Here is a 17,988-nt window from a genome sequence, read left to right as displayed (position 1 = left end):
AGCGACGCGACGACGAAGGAGGAGCGCCCTTTACAGGCCGGCCCGACACGGAAGGACCATGGGACTGACGGGAAACCCCCCGCGCCCTCCCTGATCCCGGTCAATGCAAACCCCGCCACCGGCGCCGGTGTTACCGTCGCGCCATGCCCAAGGCCGAGATAGACGCGCTGACCGCCGAGTTCTTCGGCGCCTTCGACAACCGTGGCGGCAAAGCAGCCGATGTGGCTCGTATCCGACGGCTTCTCCTCCCTGGCGGCGTGATCGTCAGCACCGGCCCCGAGTTCGCGGCCTACACGGTGGAGGAGTTCATCGAACCGCGCGAGCGGCTCCTGGCGGAGGGCCGGCTGACCGAGTTCTCCGAGTGGGAGACCTCCGAGCGGACCGACATCGCGGGTGACATCGCCTCGCGGTTCGGGGAGTACCGCAAGTCCGGGATCCTGGACGGCGAGCCGTTCGAGGGCGGCGGGACCAAGACCATCCAGTTCGTCCGCACCGAGGAGGGCTGGCGGATCTCCGCATTCGCCTGGTACGACCGGCCCTGACAGCACGACACGACGCCACCCCGCGCAGTAGCCTCGCCCGAATGACGGCACTTTCGCACCACAGCAACGGTTACACCGACCAGCCCGGCCGCGACGGGGAGACGGCGACCACCGAGGCCGATCCGCGCGCCATCGGGCCGGTGCGCACCGAGTACGCGCCCGACAAGGACGGGGATCCGGACCCCGGCGAGATCGTCTGGACCTGGGTCCCGTACGAGGAGAACGACGGGCGGGGCAAGGACCGGCCGGTGCTGGTCGTGGCCCGCGAAGCGGGCGGGCGGACCCTGCTGGCCGTGCAGCTGTCCAGCAAGCGGCACGACAGCGACCGCGAGTGGGTTCCGATCGGGACCGGGCCCTGGGACAGCGCGGGGCGGGAGTCCTGGGTGGACGTGGACAGGGTGCTCCGGGTGCACGAGTCGGGGATGCGGCGCGAGGCGTGCGCGCTGGACCGCGGGCGCTTCCAGCTCGTCGTGGACCGACTGCGCGAGCGCTACGGCTGGCAGTAACCGAGGGTGACCCCCAACCCCTGACGGGCGACGGTAACGCGGCCGGGTCCCACCACCAGGCAGGACTCAGCCGTCAGCCCGCTCGGCCCCCTCGGCCCCCTCAGCCCCCTCACCGCCGTCGCCGCCGTCGCCCTCCACCCGCACCTCATACCCCGCAAACCCCTCGAACTCCCCCTCGAACGCCCTCCGCGGCCCCGGGTTCCGGTCCAGCACCGCGAAGACCACGCGCTCGAACACCCCCGCGAACCGCCCCTCCAGCAGCCCCCTGAAGGCCTTGGCCACCTCCGCCGGGTCGTTCTGGAACACCCCGCAGCCCCAGGCCCCCAGCACCAGCCGCTCGTACCCGTGCAGCCCCGCCACCTCCAGGACGAGCTCCGCGCGCCGGGCCAGCGCCTGCGGGATCTCGGCCACGCGCTCCGGCTCCTGGCGGCGGATCGTGCCCGCGTTCGGGGCCGGGGAGGTGAGGAAGCCGACCTGGAAGGGGGTCTCCAGGAGGGTGCCGCGGTCATCGCGGAAGACGGGCACTCCGGGTGAGTGAATCACCCGGTCGGTGTAGAAGGTGCTGCGTTCCGCGCGGTGGACCTCGTAGTACTCCGGGGCCTCCAGCAGGGTCTCGTACAGGGCCGAGGCGCGGCACAGGGCCTCCTCCTGGGCCTTGGCCCCTCGGACGTATCCACCCCCGGGATTGCGGGCCGAAGCGAAGTTCAGGACCGCCACCCGGGGCTCCGCCGCCGCCACAGCCGCCGCACCCCCCACAGCCGCCGCACCCCCCGCAGCCGCCTCCAGCCCGCCCGGCGCGAGCCTGCGGGCCGCGACCGTGCTGCTCTCCCCCGTGACCTCGACGGCCGTCCGGGCGTCGAGGTCACGGTGAATCTCTTCGCCTGGAATGACATGGTTTGGGCCATATATTCTGGTTTCTGCCTTGGCTTCCGCCAGGGCGGCGGCCAGCTCCACCTGCCGTCCCGACCGCGTCCGGTAGCCGCCGGCCGCCAGGATTTCCGCGTTCTCCCGCGCGATCTCGCGCAATCTGCTGCTCACGCCGCCATCCTCCGTACCCGCATGAACCGGCGGCAACGTCTTTTCCCCGTAAGCATGGGTGCCCATGGGGCGGGTAGGCACGGGTGATGCCACGGCCGACGACAGGAGACGAGGACCGCTCATGCCAGAAGGTTCGCCCGTTACCCCCGCGCATTCCGCGCATCCCGCGCATTCCCCGATGACCGAGACCGAGGCCGAGGAGCTGATCCACGGCATCTGTTTCAAGACGGGCCCGCCCCGTTTCCTCGGCGCCGAGCTCGAATGGCTGGTCCTGGACGCCGAGCGGCCCGCCCTGCCCCTGCCTCCCGAGCGGCTGCGCGCCGCGCACGCCGCCGCCCGCGCCCTCCCCCTCCGCTCCCGGGTCACCGTCGAACCCGGCGGCCAGCTGGAGCTCAGTTCGGCCCCCGCCGAGTCCCTGACCGGATGCGTGGACGGCCTCCAAGCGGACCTGGCCGCCGTACGGGCCGCCCTGCTCGACCGGGGACTGGTGCTCCACGGCCTCGGCCACGACCCCCGCCGTCCGTACCGCCGCCTGCTGACGAGCCCGCGCTACGACGCGATGGAGGCCTACTTCGACCGCACCGGTCCGGCCGGGCGCGCCATGATGTGCGCCTCCGCCTCGGTGCAGGTCTGCGTGGACGCGGGCCACGAGGAGCCGGGCGCGCTGGGGTACGGCCGGCGCTGGCGGATGGCCCACCTGCTGGGCGCGGTCCTGGTGGCCGCCTTCGCCAACTCCCCCGCGCAGGAGGGCCCGTACGCCGGCTGGCGCTGCTCCCGCCAGGGCGTGTGGAGCGATCTGGACAGCCGGCGGGCGCTCGCCCCGCCGCTGGACGCGGATCCCCGGACCGGGTGGACCCGGCAGGCGCTGGACACCGAGGTGATGTGCGTACGGTCCTACGAGGGCGAGCCGTGGACGGCGCCGCGCGGCATGACCTTCCGCGACTGGCTGCGCGCGGACGGCCACCCAGGACCGCGCTCAGACCCCCGCCCGGGGCTCCGCAGGGCCACCGCCGATGACCTCGACTACCACCTGACCACGCTGTTCCCGCCGGTCCGGCCGCGCGGGCACCTGGAGCTGCGGATGATCGACGCGCAGCCCGGTGACGACGGCTGGCTGGTCCCGGTGGCCGTCGTGCACGCGCTGTTCGACGATCCGGCGGCGGCCGAGACCGCCTACCGGGCGGCCAAGGGGCTGGCCGACGCGTACGGCTCCGGGCCCGCGCCCCGCAATCCGCTCTGGCGGTCCGCCGCCCGCGACGGGCTGGCCGATCCGGAGCTGCGCACGGCCGCCACCGCCTGCTTCCGGGCGGCCGCCGAGGCGTTGCCCCGGCTCGGGGCGAGCACCCACGTCCAGGACACCGTCGGCGCGTTCGCCGAACGGTACGTCCTGCGCGGCCGGTGCCCGGCCGACGACCAGCCGCTTACGCCGTCGTGGTCCCCGTCCCAGCCGCAGCTCACCGGGAAGGAGGCCCGACAGTGACGACACACCCGGCATCCACGGAGTCCCTGCGCGAGCAGGCCGCCGCCGCCCTGACCTCCGCGCGGCTGCGTACGGCCGCGCTCACCGATGCGGTGAGCGACGCGGAGCTGACCGCCCAGCACTCCCCCCTGATGTCCCCGCTCGTCTGGGACCTCGCGCACATCGGGAACATGGAGGAGCTCTGGCTGCTGCGCCACGTGGCGGGCCGCGAGGCCATGCGCCCCGAGATCGACCCGCTGTACGACGCGTTCGAGCATCCGCGCTCCGAGCGGCCCAAGCTGCCGCTGCTCGGGCCCGCGGAGGCCCGTAAGTACGCCTCCGAGGTCCGCGGACGGGTCTTCGACCTGCTGGAGCGCACTCCGCTGGAGGGGACGGCCCTGCTCGACTCCGGCTACGTCTTCGGAATGATCGCCCAGCACGAACAGCAGCACGACGAAACCATGTTGATCACCCATCAGCTCCGCCACGGCGCGCCCGTGCTCGCCGCCCCCGATCCGGCTCCGCTGCGCGGACCGGCGCCCGTGGCCTCCGAAGTCCTGGTGCCCGGCGGTCCGTTCACCATGGGCACCTCGGTGGAGCCCTGGTCGCTGGACAACGAACGGCCCGCGCACGAGCGGGACCTGGCGCCGTTCTGGATCGACACGGTCCCGGTGACCTGCGCCGAATTCCAGGAGTTCATGGCGGACGACGGCTACCGCGAGCGCAGCCATTGGGCCCCGGAGGGCTGGGAGCAGATCCGGACGCACTCCATCGAGGCCCCGCTGTTCTGGCGCAGGGAGGGCGGCCAGTGGGTGCGCCGCCGCTTCGGGGTGACCGAGCCGGTGCCGGCCGACGAGCCGGTGCTGCACGTCAGCTGGTACGAGGCGGACGCGTACGCCCGCTGGGCGGACCGGCGGCTGCCCACGGAGGCGGAGTGGGAGAAGGCCGCCCGCTTCGACCCGGCGACGGGCCGCTCGACCCGCTATCCGTGGGGCGACTCGGATCCGACGCCCGAGCACGCCAATCTCGGCCAGCGCCATCTGCGCCCGGCCCGCGCGGGCAGCTACCCGGCCGGCGCCTCCCCGCTGGGGGTGCGCCAGCTGATCGGCGACGTGTGGGAGTGGACGGCCTCGGACTTCCTGCCGTACCCCGGGTTCCGCGCCTTCCCGTACCGGGAGTACTCGGAGGTGCTCTTCGGCCCGGAGCACAAGGTGCTGCGGGGCGGTTCCTTCGCGGTGGACCCGGTGGCCTGCCGGGGGACCTTCCGCAACTGGGACCTGCCGGTGCGCCGTCAGATATTCTCCGGGTTCCGGACCGCGAGGGATGCCTGATGTGCCGTCATCTCGCTTATCTGGGCCCGGAAATACCGCTCGCGAGACTGCTGAGCGAGCCGGAACATTCCCTGGTCCGCCAGTCCTGGCAGCCGCGCCGGCAGCGGTTCGGCACGGTCAACGCCGACGGGTTCGGAGTCGGCTGGTACGCGGAGGCCGACCCGGTGCCGGCCCGCTACCGGCGGCCCGGGCCCATCTGGGGCGACCCGGGCTTCGCGGACCTGGCCCGTGTGGTCCGCAGCACGGCCGCGCTGGCCGCCGTACGGGACGCCACGACGGCCGGGGCCGACGGGGAGGCCGCGGCGGCACCGTTCGCGGACGGGCCGTGGCTGTTCAGCCACAACGGCGCGGTGCGGAACTGGCCGGAGTCGGCGGCCCCGCTCGCGGCGGGCCTGCCGCCCGAGGCGCTGCTCCAGCTGGCCGCCCGCACGGATTCGGCGCTGGTCTGGGCGCTGGTTCTGCACCGGCTGCGCGCCGGGGACGAGCTCGGCGCGGCACTCGCGGAGCCGGTGCGGGAGCTGGCCTCGGCCGCGCCCGGCTCCCGGCTGAACCTGCTGCTGACGGACGGGGTCACGATCGCCGCGACGGCCTGGGGCGATTCGCTCTGGTACCTGGCCGACGCGCGGACGGGGCGCACCGTGGTGGCCTCCGAACCCTACGACGACGACACCCGGTGGTGCGAAGTGCCCGACCGGACCCTGCTGACCGCCACCCGTACGCGGGTCGAGTTGACCCCGCTCAAGGAGAACTCCCCGTGAACGACTTCCAGTTGACCCGAACCCTCGACGAGCACGCCGCGGAGACGGCGTTGCGCACGGATGTACTGAACGGTCTGACGGGCACGCCCAAGGTGCTGCCGCCGAAGTGGTTCTACGACGCCCGGGGCAGTGAACTCTTCGAGGAGATCACCCGGTTGCCCGAGTACTACCCGACCCGCGCGGAGCGGGAGATCCTGCTGGAGCGGGCGCGGGAGATCGCCACGGAGAGCGGGGCCCGGACCCTGGTGGAGCTGGGTTCCGGTTCCTCGGAGAAGACCCGGCACCTGATCGAGGCGCTGCCCGCGCTCCACACGTACGTGCCGGTGGACGTGAGCGAGAGCGCCCTGCGCGGGGCCGCGCAGACACTGCTCGCGGAGCATCCGGGGCTGCGGGTGCACGCGCTGCTCGCCGATTTCACGAGGGCGCTGCAGCTGCCGGACTCCCCCGGGCCCCGGCTGGTGGTGTTCCTGGGCGGCACGGTCGGGAACCTGCTGCCGCCGGAGCGGGCGGTGTTCCTGGCGTCCGTACGGGCGATGCTGTCGCCCGGGGACGCGCTGCTGATGGGTACGGACCTGGTGAAGGACGAGGCCGTGCTGGTGGCGGCGTACGACGACGCGCAGGGGGTGACGGCCGAGTTCAACAAGAACGTGCTGGCCGTCATCGACCGGGAGCTGGGCGCGGACTTCCACACCGCCGACTTCGAGCACGTGGCGGTGTGGAACAGGGAGGAGGAGTGGATCGAGATGCGGCTGCGGACCCGGCAGGAGGTGCTGGTGAAGATCCGGGCGCTGGACCTGGTGGTTCCGTTCGCGGCGGGCGAGGAGATCCTGACGGAGGTGTCCGCGAAGTTCCGTCAGGAGGGGGTGCGGAAGGAACTGGCTGCGGCAGGGCTGGAGTTGACCCAGTGGTGGACGGATGCGGCGGGACGTTTCGCGCTGTCCCTGTCGGTGGTCGACGGCTCCGTGGTCGACGGCTCCGTGGCCGAAGGCTCCCTCCTCGGCGAAGCGGCGGCCTGAGCGGGAATGCCGGCGAGCGGGGCCGGGCCTGACGCGGCCGTGACGGCCCGCTGAGCCGCCGCCGCGAGGTCCCGCCGGTCCGCGTACCGGCCCGGCGGGATCCGCGGCAGCAGTCGCACTTCGGCCCGGATCCCGCGGGCGCGGGCGATCCGCCACAGCGAGGCGGTCAGCGGGTCGTCCCCGACGAAGGCGGGCGCCGCGGCGAGCGATCCGTCGGCGCCCAGGTAGGACAGGCGCACGGGCTGTACGGGTACCCGGGCGTCCAGGGCCGACTGGAACGCGGCCCTGCGGAAGGGCCCCTGGGCGCGCCCGCACCACGTGGAGCCCTCGGGGAAGACGGTGACCCGGTCGCCGGCCGTCAGGGCGCGGGTGACGGCCCGGACGGTGTCGGGCAGGGCCCGGATCCGGTCGCGTTCGATGAACAGGGTCCCGGAGCGCCCGGCGAGGCGGCCGAGGACCGGCCAGGAGCGGATGTCGCTCTTGGCCAGCATCCGGCAGGGCACGGCCGCGGCGACGAGCGGGATGTCCAGCCAGGAGATGTGGTTCGGGACGATGAGCCGGCCGCCGTCCGGGCCGGTGCTCCCGTGCACGGTGATCCGTATGCCGAAGGCCCGTACCAGTGCGGTCGCCCAGGCCCGGACCACCGCGCGCCGGGGGCCGGCCGGCAGCAGCCGGACCGGCGCGGAGCCCAGGATCCCGGCGAGGATCAGGGCGACGGCGGCGGTGAGCCGGAGCACGGCGTGCGGGACGCTCGCGGTGGCACCTTCGTGACCGGCGCAGGCTTCGGGGGTGCAGGGCGAGGTGGGCAGCCAGACGCTCATGCGCTCGGGACGAGGGAGAGGAAGTGCTTGAGGTAGCGCGGGTTGGTGCGGCGCAGGGAGAGCAGCACGTACAGGTCGGTGCAGCCGAACTCGGCGTCCAGCGCGGGCTCACCGCAGACCCAGGCACCGAGGCGCAGGTAGCCGCGCAGCAGCGGGGGCAGTTCCATGCGGGCGGGGAATTCGATGCCCTCGGGGTTCCACGGGGTGTGGGGGGTGACCCGGTACTCCTGCGGGGCCAGGGCGCGGGCCAGGGCGGCTTCGCGGGTGGCGGCGGCCAGTACCCCGCCGTCGGCGAGCGGTATCGAGCAGCAGCCGGCGAGCCAGTTGTGGCCGGAGCGGTCCATGTAGCGGGCGAGGCCGGCCCAGATCAGGGCGATGACGGCGCCGTTGCGGTGGTCGGGGTGGACGCAGGAGCGGCCGACCTCGACCAGGTCGGGGCGGATGGGGGCGAGGGCGGAGAGGTCGAACTCTCCCTCGGAGTAGAGGCGGCCCGCGACGGCGGCGCGCTCCGGGGGGAGCAGCCGGTAGGTGCCGACGACCTGCTCGGTCTCCTCCTCGACGACGAGGAGGTGGTCGCAGTAGGCGTCGAAGGCGTCGATGTCGAGGCCCGGCTCGGGGCTGTGCAGGCGGGCTCCGAGCTCGCCCGCGAACACCTGGTGGCGCAGCCGCTGGGCGGCGCGCACCTCGTCCTCGTTGCGGGCGAGCCGTACGGCGTAGCGGGGGCCGGTGGCGGCGGGGACGCCCGTGGCGATGGAGGGGAGGGGGGACGTGGGGAGGGAAGACGGGGACAGGGGTGCGATCGTCATGGCGGCTCCTGATCCGGGCGCGGAGGGCGCCAGGCCGGCAGGTGTGCGGCCTGGCTCCTTTACTTCTTCCGTGACCGGCTGGATTCGACATGACAGCGCAGCGGCAGTTGGATGTGCTCCCGCTGAACTCGGCGGAAGCCGTCCCGCCCGGCGGCCGGTCAGCGGTCGGAGTTGAGCACCTTGCCGATCGCGTCGGAGGCCTCCCGGGCGGCCTGCCTGGGGTCCCGGCCGGTGAGCACGGCCGTCATGTAGGGCTTGATCGGGTTCTTGGCCTCGACCTCGGCCCAGCGGGCCGACTTCGGCGTGGCCCGGCCCTGGGCGGCGCCGGGGGCCATGGCGGCGGCGCCCTCGTAGCCCTCGACGACGTGGGCGAGGGTGGTCTTGTTCGGTACGTAGCTCATCGTCCGGGCGAGCTCGGTCTGCCACCGCTCGCCGACCAGGGCCGTGATCACGTCCACGGCGCCCCGGCGGTTCTTCGTGCGCTCCGGGATGATCAGGTCGGAGCCGCCGGTGAACACGGCGCCGACCTTGTCGGAGGTCTTGCCGGGGATCGGGAAGAAGCCGAGCTTGCCCTTGAGCGCGGGGTTGGCCGCCTCGATCGCGGCGGCCTGGCTCGGTGGGGCGATGATCTGGGCGACCTGGCCGCGGGCGAAGACCTCCGACTGCGGGGGCGTCTCCTCGTCGGCGCCCTTGGGGCCGTCGCCCAGGGCCTGGAGCTGCTTGTAGAACTCCATCCCGGCCAGCGCCTTGTCGTCGGCGAGGGAGCCGACCCACTCTCCACCGGTCTCGACGGCGAGTTCGCCGCCCTCGTCCCAGACGAATCCGGCGAGGACGTACCAGTTCTGCCCGGCGAGGTAGATGCCCTGCTGGTCGCCCTTGTCGAGCTTCTGGGTGGTCTGGAGCCACTCCTGCCGGTTCTTGGGCGTGGTCTTGACGCCGGCGTTCGCGAAGAGCTCCTTGTTGTAGATGACCACCCGGTTGGCGGCGTACCAGGGGATGCCGTACTGGGCGCCGTCGATGCTGCCCGGGTCGGCGAGGCCCCCCAGCCAGTCCTTGCTGCCCCAGGTGCGCAGGCCTTCGAGGGTGAGCTCCTCGATGCCGCCGTTCTCGATGTACTGGGCGACCTGGGTGCTGCCGACTTCGATGACGTCGGCGCTCTCCGCGCTCTTGCCGTCGAGGACGGCGTTGACCTTGTCTCCGATGCCCGTCCACTCCTGGATCTTCACTTCCAGGTCGACGCCGGGGTGTTCCTTCTCGAACGACTCGGTGAACCTGCCGATGAACTCCTCGGAGGCGCTGCCCTTCATCAGCCAGAGCGTCACCTTCTGAGCACCTCCCGCCGAGCCTGCCAACTGGCTGCAGCCCGTGAGGGCGGAGGCGGCCACGAGGGCGGTGCACACGGCGAGGAAGCGTCTCTTCACGAAGGTCACCTTCTGCGGGCTCGGCGTCTCGGATGGCTAGAAAATTGGCATAGACCAATGAGCCGGTCAAGGGGCTTCCCTGGGTGATTGTTCGCGCAAAGTTCGCGGAGCCGGACTTACTGGGGCACCGTAGAAACAGGCAAAAGCCACCACCTGTCGGGAGACACCCATGTCCAACCACACGTACCGGGTTACCGAGATCGTCGGCACCTCCCACGAGGGCATCGATCAGGCCATCCGCAACGGCGTGGCCCGCGCGGGCCAGACCCTCAGAAACCTGGACTGGTTCGAGGTCGTCCAAGTACGCGGACACATCGAGAACGGGGAGATCGCCCACTACCAGGTGGGGCTCAAGGTCGGCTTCCGCCTCGACGGCGAGGACTGAACGCAGGACCCCCGCCGACCCGCCACGGGCTCAGGTCCGCCCCTCGACCTCCTGGGCGGACTTGAGCTCGGGCGCGTCCGCCGCCCAGTCCGCGAGGACCACCCGGAAACCCGCGGCCCGGGCGGCCTGGCACACCAGCTCGTCGTCGTCCACGAGCATCCTCACCTCGCGGCCCCGGGCGAGCCGCCCCAGCACCTCCAGCTTGGCCGTCCGGGCCGGCCGCCGGTCCTGGTTGCCGCGCATCCACAGCCGCCCCTCGGGCAGCCCGTGCCGGGCGAGCCAGTCGAGCGTGTCCGCCCGGCAGCGCTCGGGGCGCCCCGTCAGGTACACGACCTCGCAGTCCTCCGCGCTCTCCACCGCCAGCGCCACGCCGCGCCCGAGCGGCGGGTCGGCCGGGGCGGCTGCGAAGAAGCCGCTCCAGTCCCGGGGGCGGCGCTCCAGGAAGTGCTGGCGGTGACCGGTGTCCGCCAGGGTGTTGTCGATGTCGAAGACGGCAAGCTGCCGGGGCGTGTTCGCACTCATCCCGCCAGCCTAGGCGGGGGAATCCTCAGGGCTCCCGTGCGTTGAGACCCGTGTGATCCGAAAAGTCTCGATACTCGACCGGTCCCGCACCCGCGAGGGCCACCCGGCCGCCGGCGCCCTGCGGGACACCGTGGAGCTGGCCCGCGCCGCCGAGGAGCTCGGCTACCACCGTTTCTGGGTCTCCGAGCACCACAGCGTGCCCGGGGTCGCCGGCTCCGCGCCGACCGTGCTGGCCGCCGCGGTCGCCGCGGCGACCGCTCGGATCCGCGTCGGCACGGGCGGGGTGATGCTGCCCAACCACCAGCCGCTGGTCGTCGCGGAGCAGTTCGGGGTACTGGAATCGCTCTTCCCCGGCCGCATCGACATGGGCCTCGGCCGCTCCGTCGGCTTCACCAACGGCATCCGGCGCGCACTGGGCCGCGACACCGGCGACGCCGACCGCTTCGAGGAGCAGCTGACCGAGCTGCTGGGCTGGCTCGACGGCACCCAGCGGGCGCACCCCGAAGTGCACGCCCGCCCCGCCGAGGGGCTGGGCATACCGGCGTACGTGCTGGCCACCGGCGAGGGGGCGGGCATCGCAGCCCGGGCCGGGCTGCCGCTGGTGGTGGGCGACCTGCGGGCCCGCGGCCGGGTCGCGGAGATCGTCGAGGCGTACCGCGAGGAGTTCCGCCCCTCCGCGCGGGGCACGGAGCCCTACGTGGTGGTCTCCGGGACCGTCGCGGTCGCGGCCACCACCGAGGCGGCACGGCGCATCCTGATCCCGGAGGCCTGGTCCCTCGCTCACGCGCGCACCCGCGGCAGTTTCCCCCCGCTGCGGCCGGCCGAGGAGGTGGAGGCGATGGAGATGACCGCCAAGGAGCGGGAGCTGTACGAGGGCGCGCTGGCCGGGCACGTCCACGGCACCGAGGAGCAGGTCGCGGCGCAGCTGGCCGAGGTCGCGGAGCTGACCGGCGCGGACGAGCTGCTGGTCACCACGTCCACGTACGACCGGACGGCCCTGCTGGACTCCTTCTCGCGACTGGCCCGCGTGGCCGGGCTCTAGACTGGGACGAATGCACCAGTCGGACCAGTCCCCCGAGCCCTCTGCCCACCACGACCCCTTCGTACGGGTCCGAGGGGCCCGGGAACACAACCTGCGCGGGGTCGACGTGGACGTTCCCCGCGACGCGCTGACCGTGTTCACCGGGGTGTCCGGCTCCGGGAAGAGCTCGCTCGCCTTCGGCACGCTCTACGCCGAGGCCCAGCGCCGGTACTTCGAGTCGGTGGCGCCGTACGCCCGCCGGCTCATCCACCAGATCGGCGCGCCCAAGGTGGACTCGGTGACCGGGCTGCCGCCGGCCGTCTCGCTGGAACAGCGCCGCTCCTCCCCCGGCGCGCGCTCCTCGGTCGGTACGGTGACCCTGCTCTCCAACTCCCTGCGCATGCTGTACTCCCGGGCCGGAACCTACCCGCCGGGTGCGGAGCGGCTGGACTCCGACGCCTTCTCCCCCAACACCGCCGCCGGCGCCTGCCCTTCGTGCCACGGGATCGGCCGGATCCACCGCACCAGCGAGGAACTCCTCGCGCCCGACCCGGGGCTGTCGATCCGTCAGGGTGCCATCGCCGCCTGGCCCGGCGCCTGGCAGGGCAAGAACCTGCGGGACGTCCTGGAGGCGCTGGGACACGACGTGGACCGGCCCTGGCGGGAGCTGCCGGCGCGGGACCGCGAGTGGATCCTGTTCACCGAGGAGCAGCCGGTGGTCACGGTGCACCCGGTGCGGGAGGCCGAGCGGATCCAACGGCCCTACCAGGGCACGTACATGAGCGCCCACCGCTACGTCATGCGGACCTTCGCGGACAGCAAGAGCGCCACCCTGCGGGCCCGCGCCGAGAAGTTCCTCGCCGATTCCCCGTGCCCGGCCTGCGAGGGGCGGCGGCTGCGACCGGAGGCCCTGGCCGTGAGATTCGCACGGTACGGGATCGCGGAACTGGCGGCGATGCCGCTGTCCGAGCTGGACGCCGTACTGGCCTCAGCGCACGCTCCTGGGGAGGCGGCCCGGGTGCTCGCCGAGGACCTGCGCTCGCGGATCGGGCCGGTCGTCGAGCTGGGGCTCGGCTATCTGAGCCTGGACCGCACCGCGCCCACCCTGTCCGCGGGCGAGCTCCAGCGGCTGCGGCTGGCGACGCAGCTGCGGTCGGGGCTGTTCGGGGTGGTGTACGTACTGGACGAGCCGTCGGCGGGGCTGCACCCGGCCGACACCGAGGCGCTGCTCGGCGTACTGGACCGGCTGAAGGCGGCCGGGAACACGGTGTTCGTGGTGGAGCACCATCTGGACGTGGTCCGGCACGCGGACTGGCTGGTGGACGTGGGTCCGCTCGCCGGGGAGCACGGCGGGCAGGTGCTGTACAGCGGGCCGCCGCGGGCGCTGGCCGGGGTCGCGGAGTCGGCGACGGCACGGCACCTGTTCCCGGAGCGGGGGTCCGCGCCCGCGCGCACGGTGCGGGCGGCGAGCGGGGCGGTGCGGCTCAGCGGGGTCGACGCGCACAACCTGCGGAACGTGGACGCCGAGTTCCCGCTCGGGGTGTTCACGGCGGTGACCGGGGTGTCGGGGTCGGGGAAGTCCACGCTGGTGGGCCGGGCGCTGGCCCGGGAGGTCGGGGAGCGGCTGGCGGAGCCGGAGTTTCCGGTACGGCGACTGGTGGAGGTGGACCAGAAGCCCATCGGCCGGACCCCCCGCTCCAATCTGGCCACGTACACGGGCCTGTTCGATGTGGTGCGGCGGCTGTTCACGGCGACCCCGGAGGCGAAGGCGCGGGGCTGGAAGGCGGGCCGGTTCTCCTTCAACGTGGCGGGCGGCCGGTGCGAGACCTGTCAGGGCGAGGGCTTCGTCTCGGTGGAGCTGCTGTTCCTGCCGAGTACGTACGCCCCGTGCCCGCAGTGCGCGGGCGCCCGGTACAACGCCGAGACGCTGGAAGTCCGTTACGCGGGGCTCAACATCGCCGAGGTGCTCGGCCTGACGGTGGAGTCGGCGGCCGGGTTCTTCGCGGAGGTCCCGGCGGCGGCGCGGAGCCTGCGGGCGCTGGAGGACATCGGGCTCGGCTACCTGCGGCTGGGCCAGCCCGCGACGGAGCTGTCGGGCGGTGAGGCCCAGCGGATCAAGCTGGCCACGGAGCTCCAGAGGCTGCGCCGCGACCACACCCTGTACCTGCTGGACGAGCCGACGACGGGACTGCATCCGGCCGATGTACGGGTGCTGCTGCGGCAGTTGCACGGGCTGGTGGATGCCGGGCACTCGGTGGTGGTCGTGGAGCACGACATGGAGGTGGTGGCGGGCGCGGACTGGGTCATCGACCTGGGCCCGGGCGGCGGCACGGACGGCGGCCGGATCGTTGCCGCGGGCACCCCGTCGGAGGTGGCACGGGCGTCGGCCGGCCGCACGGCTCCGTACCTGGCCCGGGCTCTGGGTGCGTCGTCCACCGGCGGTTAGGCTGCCCGCATGTTCTGGAAGCGTCTTGGGGACTCCGCGGCGACGGAGGAACCGGTCTCGGCCGTCGAGCGTCCCGCACCGGTGGAGCGGCGTCCACCCGAGCCGTGGGATCCCGCCCTGCCGTGTGCTCGGCTGCCGGTGCACAACCGCGGGCAGAAACCGTTGGAGCTGTTCATCGAGCCGTACTGCTTCAGCGAGTGGCTGGAGCCGGACCAGCAGGTCACGGTCATCACCCTGGGGTCCACCGACGACCCGGACCGGCCGTGGTCGGGCACGCTCGCGCCGGACGAGCCGTTCCATGTCGACTACCACCCGGACCTGTTGGTGGTCTGGCCGAACGGCGGGACGTTCCTGATCGTGGACGCCGACGGGAACGAGATGGCCCGGTTCTGAGGGCTCAGGCGTCGCCCGGCAGCAGCTGCTGCGAGAGTTCGCGGAAGCTCCACTGCCCCTGTCGGCGGGTGAACATCCAGACGAGGTCGTAGCGGTCGGGCCAGGTCGCGGGGAGTCCGAGGACCCGGTCGGCGCCGAGCGCGCGCACCAGGCGGGGGACGCCGGTGTGCTCCCAGCAGACCAGTACGGGCATCGGGGCGGCCAGCGCGGCGTGTACGAGGGCCGGTTCGGCGCCGAGGGCGAACTCGGCGCGTACGGGGGTGCGCAGGGCGGTGGCCAGCGCGGTCACGGTCTGCCTGCACCGGGCCGGGGCGCCCGTCTTGCCGCCGGCCGCGAACACGGCGGCGGGGCGGGGCAGCGCGGAGCCGCGGGCGGGCGGGAAGAGGCGCGGGAGTGCCTCGGCCCGGCGCCAGCCGCGTCCGGCGAGCGAGCCGGGGTCGTCCTCGCCGTCCTCGTCCGAGCCGGTGTCACCGGCGTACGGCTTCTCCGCATGCCGGATCACCATGACCAGGGCGTCCTTCGGCCCGGCCTGCGGTCCGGGGGCCGGGCCCGCCGCGGGTTCCTCGGCGGAGCAGCCGGCCGCCGCCAGCGGGGCGAGGGCGGCGGCCAGTACGGCTCGGCGGCGCGGTCCGGACCCGGCGGGGGGATGGGGCATGGGTGCACTGTCCCCCACGGCCGGGACCGCGCCGGGGCGCGGCGCGGCGTACGGCCCGTACGAGCGCCCGGTCGGCGGATCGGGTCAGCCGGTCGGCCCAGGCCGGGGGAACCCGGGTCGGCGGCGACCCGGCCGGGGCCGGCCGGCGCCCGTACGGGGGTGTGTGGGAGCGGGGCGGGTCAGCCCTTGCGGACCGCGCGCAGCCATTCCTTGTTCATCGCGGCGATCGACGGCAGCGGGATGCCCTTCGGGCAGGCCGTGGCGCATTCGCCGGTGAGGGTGCAGCCGCCGAAGCCCTCGTCGTCCATGCGGGCCACCATGTCCAGGACCCGGGTCTCGCGTTCCGGCGAGCCTTGCGGGAGGACGTTGAGGTGGTTGACCTTGGCGGAGGTGAACAGCATCGCGGAGCCGTTGGGGCAGGCCGCCACGCACGCCCCGCAGCCGATGCACTCGGCGTGCTCGAAGGCGTAGTCGGCATCGGCCTTGGGGACGGCCGTGGCGTGTGCCTCGGGGGCGGCGCCCGTGGGGGCGGTGATGTAGCCGCCGGCCTGGATGATGCGGTCGAAGGCACCCCGGTCGACGACGAGGTCCTTCACCACCGGGAAGGCCGCGGCCCGCCAGGGCTCGACGTCGATGGTGTCGCCGTCGGCGAAGGACCTCATGTGCAGCTGGCAGGTGGTCGTGCGCTCCGGGCCGTGCGCGTCGCCGTTGATGACGAGGCTGCAGGCGCCGCAGATGCCCTCGCGGCAGTCGTGGTCGAAGGCGACCGGGTCCTCGCCGCGGAGGATGAGGTCCTCGTTGAGGGTGTCGAGCATTTCGAGGAAGGACATGTCCTTCGATATGCCGTCAACCTCGTAGGAGGCCATGGCGCCGGGGGCGTCGGCGTTCTGCTGGCGCCAGACGCGCAGGGTGAGCTTCATGCGTAGCTCCGCTGGGTGGGGTGGACGTACTCGAAGACGAGGTCTTCCTTGTGCAGGACGGGAGCGGCGCCGGTGGCCGTGAACTCCCAGGCGGCGGCGTAGGAGAACTCCTCGTCGCGGCGCTCGGCCTCGCCGTCCGGGGTCTGGGACTCCTCGCGGAAGTGGCCGCCGCAGGATTCGGCGCGGTGCAGGGCGTCGAGGCACATCAGCTCGGCGAGTTCGAGGTAGTCGACGATCCGGTTGGCCTTCTCCAGCGACTGGTTGAACTCCTCGCCGCTGCCCGGGACCTTGATGCGGCGCCAGAACTCCTCGCGGATCTGCGGGATCCGGTCGAGGGCCTTGCGCAGGCCCTCGTCGGTGCGGGCCATCCCGCAGTACTCCCACATGAGCTCGCCGATTTCGCGGTGGAAGGAATCGGGGGTGCGGTCGCCGTCGACGGCGAGGAGTCGCGCGAGGCGCTCACGGGTTTCCCGTACGACGGCCACGGCCTCGGGGTGGGTGTCGTCGGCGGCGTCCTGGTGGGGGTTGCGCGCCAGGTAGTCGTTGATCGTGGAGGGGAGCACGAAGTAGCCGTCGGCGAGGCCCTGCATCAGGGCGGAGGCGCCGAGGCGGTTGGCTCCGTGGTCGGAGAAGTTGGCCTCGCCGATGGCGAAGAGGCCGGGGACGGTGCTCTGGAGGTCGTAGTCGACCCACAGTCCGCCCATCGTGTAGTGCACGGCGGGGTAGATCCGCATGGGGACCTCGTACGGGTTCTCCGCGGTGATCCGCTCGTACATGTCGAAGAGGTTGCCGTACTTCTCGGCGACCTTGTCGCGGCCCATGCGGCGGATGGCGTCGGCGAAGTCGAGGTAGACGCCCTGGCCGCCGGGGCCGACGCCGCGGCCCTCGTCGCAGACGTTCTTGGCCGCGCGGGAGGCTATGTCGCGGGGCACGAGGTTGCCGAAGGAGGGATAGATCCGCTCCAGGTAGTAGTCGCGTTCCGCTTCGGGGATCTCGGCGGCGGGGCGGGTGTCGCCCTTGGCCTTGGGGACCCAGATGCGGCCGTCGTTGCGCAGGGACTCGCTCATCAGGGTGAGCTTGGACTGGTGGTCGCCGGTGCGCGGGATGCAGGTGGGGTGGATTTGAGTGAAGCAGGGGTTGGCGAAGTAGGCGCCGCGCCGGTGCGCCCGCCAGACGGCGGTCGCGTTGGAGTTCATGGCGTTGGTGGAGAGGTAGAAGACGTTGCCGTAGCCGCCGGTGGCGAGGACGACGGCGTCCGCGAAGTGGGTGGAGATCTCGCCGGTGATCAGGTCGCGGGCGACGATGCCGCGGGCCCGGCCGTCGATGGTGATCAGGTCGAGCATCTCGGTGCGGGCGTGCATCTCGACGTTGCCGGCGGCGATCTGCCGGGACAGCGCCTGGTAGGCGCCGAGCAGGAGCTGCTGGCCCGTCTGGCCGCGGGCGTAGAAGGTGCGGGAGACCTGGACGCCGCCGAAGGAGCGGGTGTCCAGGAGGCCGCCGTACTCGCGGGCGAAGGGCACGCCCTGGGCCACGCACTGGTCGATGATCTCGACGGAGATCTGGGCGAGGCGGTGGACGTTGGACTCGCGGGCGCGGAAGTCGCCGCCCTTGACGGTGTCGTAGAAGAGGCGGTGTACGGAGTCACCGTCGTTGCGGTAGTTCTTGGCGGCGTTGATGCCGCCCTGGGCGGCGATGGAGTGGGCGCGGCGCGGCGAGTCGGAGAAGCAGAACTGGACGACGTGGTAGCCCTGCTCGGCGAGAGTCGCGCCGGCGGCACCGCCCGCCAGGCCGGTGCCGACGACGATTACGGTGTGCTTGCGGCGGTTGGCCGGGTTGACCAGCTTGGCCTCGAAGCGGCGGCGGTCCCATCGTTCGGCGACGGGGCCCGCGGGGGCCTTGGTGTCGCGGACGGGTTCGCCGGTGGTGTGGTTGGCGTAGGCGCTCATGG

Annotated in this window: 17 protein-coding genes and 1 pseudogene; 10 read left to right on the top strand and 8 right to left on the bottom strand. The window is 73.0% G+C overall.

The window, feature by feature from the left end:
* Positions 1 to 143 precede the first annotated feature (143 nt).
* Both AB0O21_RS32475 and AB0O21_RS32470 read left to right on the top strand, forming a co-directional pair.
* Complete coding sequence (locus AB0O21_RS32475) at positions 144 to 542, top strand: DUF4440 domain-containing protein (protein ID WP_365176855.1); 399 nt, start codon at positions 144 to 146, stop codon at positions 540 to 542.
* A gap of 41 nt (positions 543 to 583) precedes the next feature.
* Positions 584 to 1,048, top strand: coding sequence for a type II toxin-antitoxin system PemK/MazF family toxin (locus AB0O21_RS32470; RefSeq protein ID WP_365176852.1), 465 nt, complete (start codon positions 584 to 586; stop codon positions 1,046 to 1,048).
* Between the two features lie 66 nt (positions 1,049 to 1,114).
* Here the strand turns inward: AB0O21_RS32470 and AB0O21_RS32465 are convergent, their stop codons facing one another.
* Positions 1,115 to 2,086, bottom strand: coding sequence for a TIGR02452 family protein (locus AB0O21_RS32465; RefSeq protein WP_365176849.1), 972 nt, complete (start codon positions 2,084 to 2,086; stop codon positions 1,115 to 1,117).
* Between the two features lie 178 nt (positions 2,087 to 2,264).
* Here AB0O21_RS32465 and egtA point away from each other — a divergent pair, with 178 nt between their 5' ends.
* Genes egtA through egtD form a run of 4 tightly spaced genes read left to right on the top strand, consistent with a single transcriptional unit; the run spans position 2,265 to position 6,650 of the window.
* Entirely contained in the window at positions 2,265 to 3,566 is a 1,302-nt protein-coding gene (gene egtA, locus AB0O21_RS32460) for an ergothioneine biosynthesis glutamate--cysteine ligase EgtA (protein ID WP_365176846.1), read from the top strand.
* Positions 3,563 to 4,876, top strand: a complete 1,314-nt coding sequence (egtB, locus tag AB0O21_RS32455; RefSeq protein ID WP_365176843.1) for an ergothioneine biosynthesis protein EgtB — start codon at positions 3,563 to 3,565, stop codon at positions 4,874 to 4,876. The genes egtA and egtB overlap by 4 nt, the downstream gene beginning before the upstream one ends.
* Positions 4,876 to 5,634: an ergothioneine biosynthesis protein EgtC gene (gene egtC, locus AB0O21_RS32450; RefSeq protein ID WP_365176840.1), complete on the top strand. Its 759-nt coding sequence runs from the start codon at positions 4,876 to 4,878 to the stop codon at positions 5,632 to 5,634. The genes egtB and egtC overlap by 1 nt, the downstream gene beginning before the upstream one ends.
* Positions 5,631 to 6,650 carry an L-histidine N(alpha)-methyltransferase gene (egtD, locus tag AB0O21_RS32445; protein ID WP_365176837.1) on the top strand — a complete coding sequence of 340 codons (1,020 nt, stop codon included), beginning with the start codon at positions 5,631 to 5,633 and terminating at the stop codon, positions 6,648 to 6,650. Before egtC ends, egtD begins: the two co-directional genes overlap by 4 nt.
* A 290-nt stretch (positions 6,651 to 6,940) precedes the next feature.
* On the opposite strand, the pseudogene AB0O21_RS32440 reads toward egtD, so the two are convergent.
* From AB0O21_RS32440 to AB0O21_RS32430, 3 genes and pseudogenes are all read right to left on the bottom strand, one after another.
* Positions 6,941 to 7,471: pseudogene (locus tag AB0O21_RS32440) on the bottom strand (1-acyl-sn-glycerol-3-phosphate acyltransferase); the annotation flags it as partial.
* Entirely contained in the window at positions 7,468 to 8,277 is an 810-nt protein-coding gene (locus AB0O21_RS32435; protein WP_365176834.1) for a GNAT family N-acyltransferase, read from the bottom strand. The gene AB0O21_RS32435 and the pseudogene AB0O21_RS32440, both read right to left, overlap by 4 nt.
* A 158-nt stretch (positions 8,278 to 8,435) precedes the next feature.
* Positions 8,436 to 9,698 carry an extracellular solute-binding protein gene (locus tag AB0O21_RS32430; protein ID WP_365176831.1) on the bottom strand — a complete coding sequence of 421 codons (1,263 nt, stop codon included), beginning with the start codon at positions 9,696 to 9,698 and terminating at the stop codon, positions 8,436 to 8,438.
* 169 nt (positions 9,699 to 9,867) lie between these two features.
* Between AB0O21_RS32430 and AB0O21_RS32425 the strand changes: the two genes are divergently transcribed.
* Positions 9,868 to 10,083: a dodecin gene (locus AB0O21_RS32425; protein WP_365176828.1), complete on the top strand. Its 216-nt coding sequence runs from the start codon at positions 9,868 to 9,870 to the stop codon at positions 10,081 to 10,083.
* 30 nt (positions 10,084 to 10,113) lie between these two features.
* Here AB0O21_RS32425 and AB0O21_RS32420 read toward each other — a convergent pair whose 3' ends face one another.
* The gene (locus AB0O21_RS32420) at positions 10,114 to 10,605 is read right to left on the bottom strand and encodes a hypothetical protein (RefSeq protein WP_365176825.1); all 492 of its coding nucleotides are present in this window, start codon (positions 10,603 to 10,605) and stop codon (positions 10,114 to 10,116) included.
* 52 nt (positions 10,606 to 10,657) lie between these two features.
* On the opposite strand from AB0O21_RS32420, the gene AB0O21_RS32415 reads away from it, so the two are divergent.
* Genes AB0O21_RS32415 through AB0O21_RS32405 form a run of 3 tightly spaced genes read left to right on the top strand, consistent with a single transcriptional unit; the run spans position 10,658 to position 14,465 of the window.
* A complete protein-coding gene (locus tag AB0O21_RS32415) occupies positions 10,658 to 11,647 on the top strand; it encodes an MsnO8 family LLM class oxidoreductase (protein WP_365176823.1) in 990 nt (329 codons plus the stop codon).
* Positions 11,648 to 11,657: 10 nt separating this feature from the next.
* Entirely contained in the window at positions 11,658 to 14,072 is a 2,415-nt protein-coding gene (locus AB0O21_RS32410; RefSeq protein ID WP_365176820.1) for an excinuclease ABC subunit UvrA, read from the top strand.
* A gap of 9 nt (positions 14,073 to 14,081) precedes the next feature.
* The gene (locus AB0O21_RS32405) at positions 14,082 to 14,465 is read left to right on the top strand and encodes a hypothetical protein (protein ID WP_365176818.1); all 384 of its coding nucleotides are present in this window, start codon (positions 14,082 to 14,084) and stop codon (positions 14,463 to 14,465) included.
* Positions 14,466 to 14,469: 4 nt separating this feature from the next.
* Here the strand turns inward: AB0O21_RS32405 and AB0O21_RS32400 are convergent, their stop codons facing one another.
* The 3 genes from AB0O21_RS32400 to AB0O21_RS32390 all read right to left on the bottom strand — a co-directional run bounded on the left by AB0O21_RS32400 (position 14,470) and on the right by AB0O21_RS32390 (position 17,986).
* A complete protein-coding gene (locus AB0O21_RS32400) occupies positions 14,470 to 15,120 on the bottom strand; it encodes a hypothetical protein (RefSeq protein ID WP_365176815.1) in 651 nt (216 codons plus the stop codon).
* A 179-nt stretch (positions 15,121 to 15,299) separates the two neighbouring features.
* Entirely contained in the window at positions 15,300 to 16,040 is a 741-nt protein-coding gene (locus tag AB0O21_RS32395) for a succinate dehydrogenase/fumarate reductase iron-sulfur subunit (protein ID WP_365176812.1), read from the bottom strand.
* Positions 16,037 to 17,986: a fumarate reductase/succinate dehydrogenase flavoprotein subunit gene (locus AB0O21_RS32390; RefSeq protein ID WP_365176809.1), complete on the bottom strand. Its 1,950-nt coding sequence runs from the start codon at positions 17,984 to 17,986 to the stop codon at positions 16,037 to 16,039. Before AB0O21_RS32390 ends, AB0O21_RS32395 begins: the two co-directional genes overlap by 4 nt.
* Positions 17,987 to 17,988 lie beyond the last annotated feature (2 nt).

This window comes from Streptomyces sp. NPDC091371 (assembly GCF_040684275.1).
Taxonomy (GTDB): Bacteria; Actinomycetota; Actinomycetes; order Streptomycetales; family Streptomycetaceae; genus Streptomyces.
Note: the sequence above shows the minus strand (reverse complement) of the source record. Positions and strands in the feature narration are given on the sequence as shown.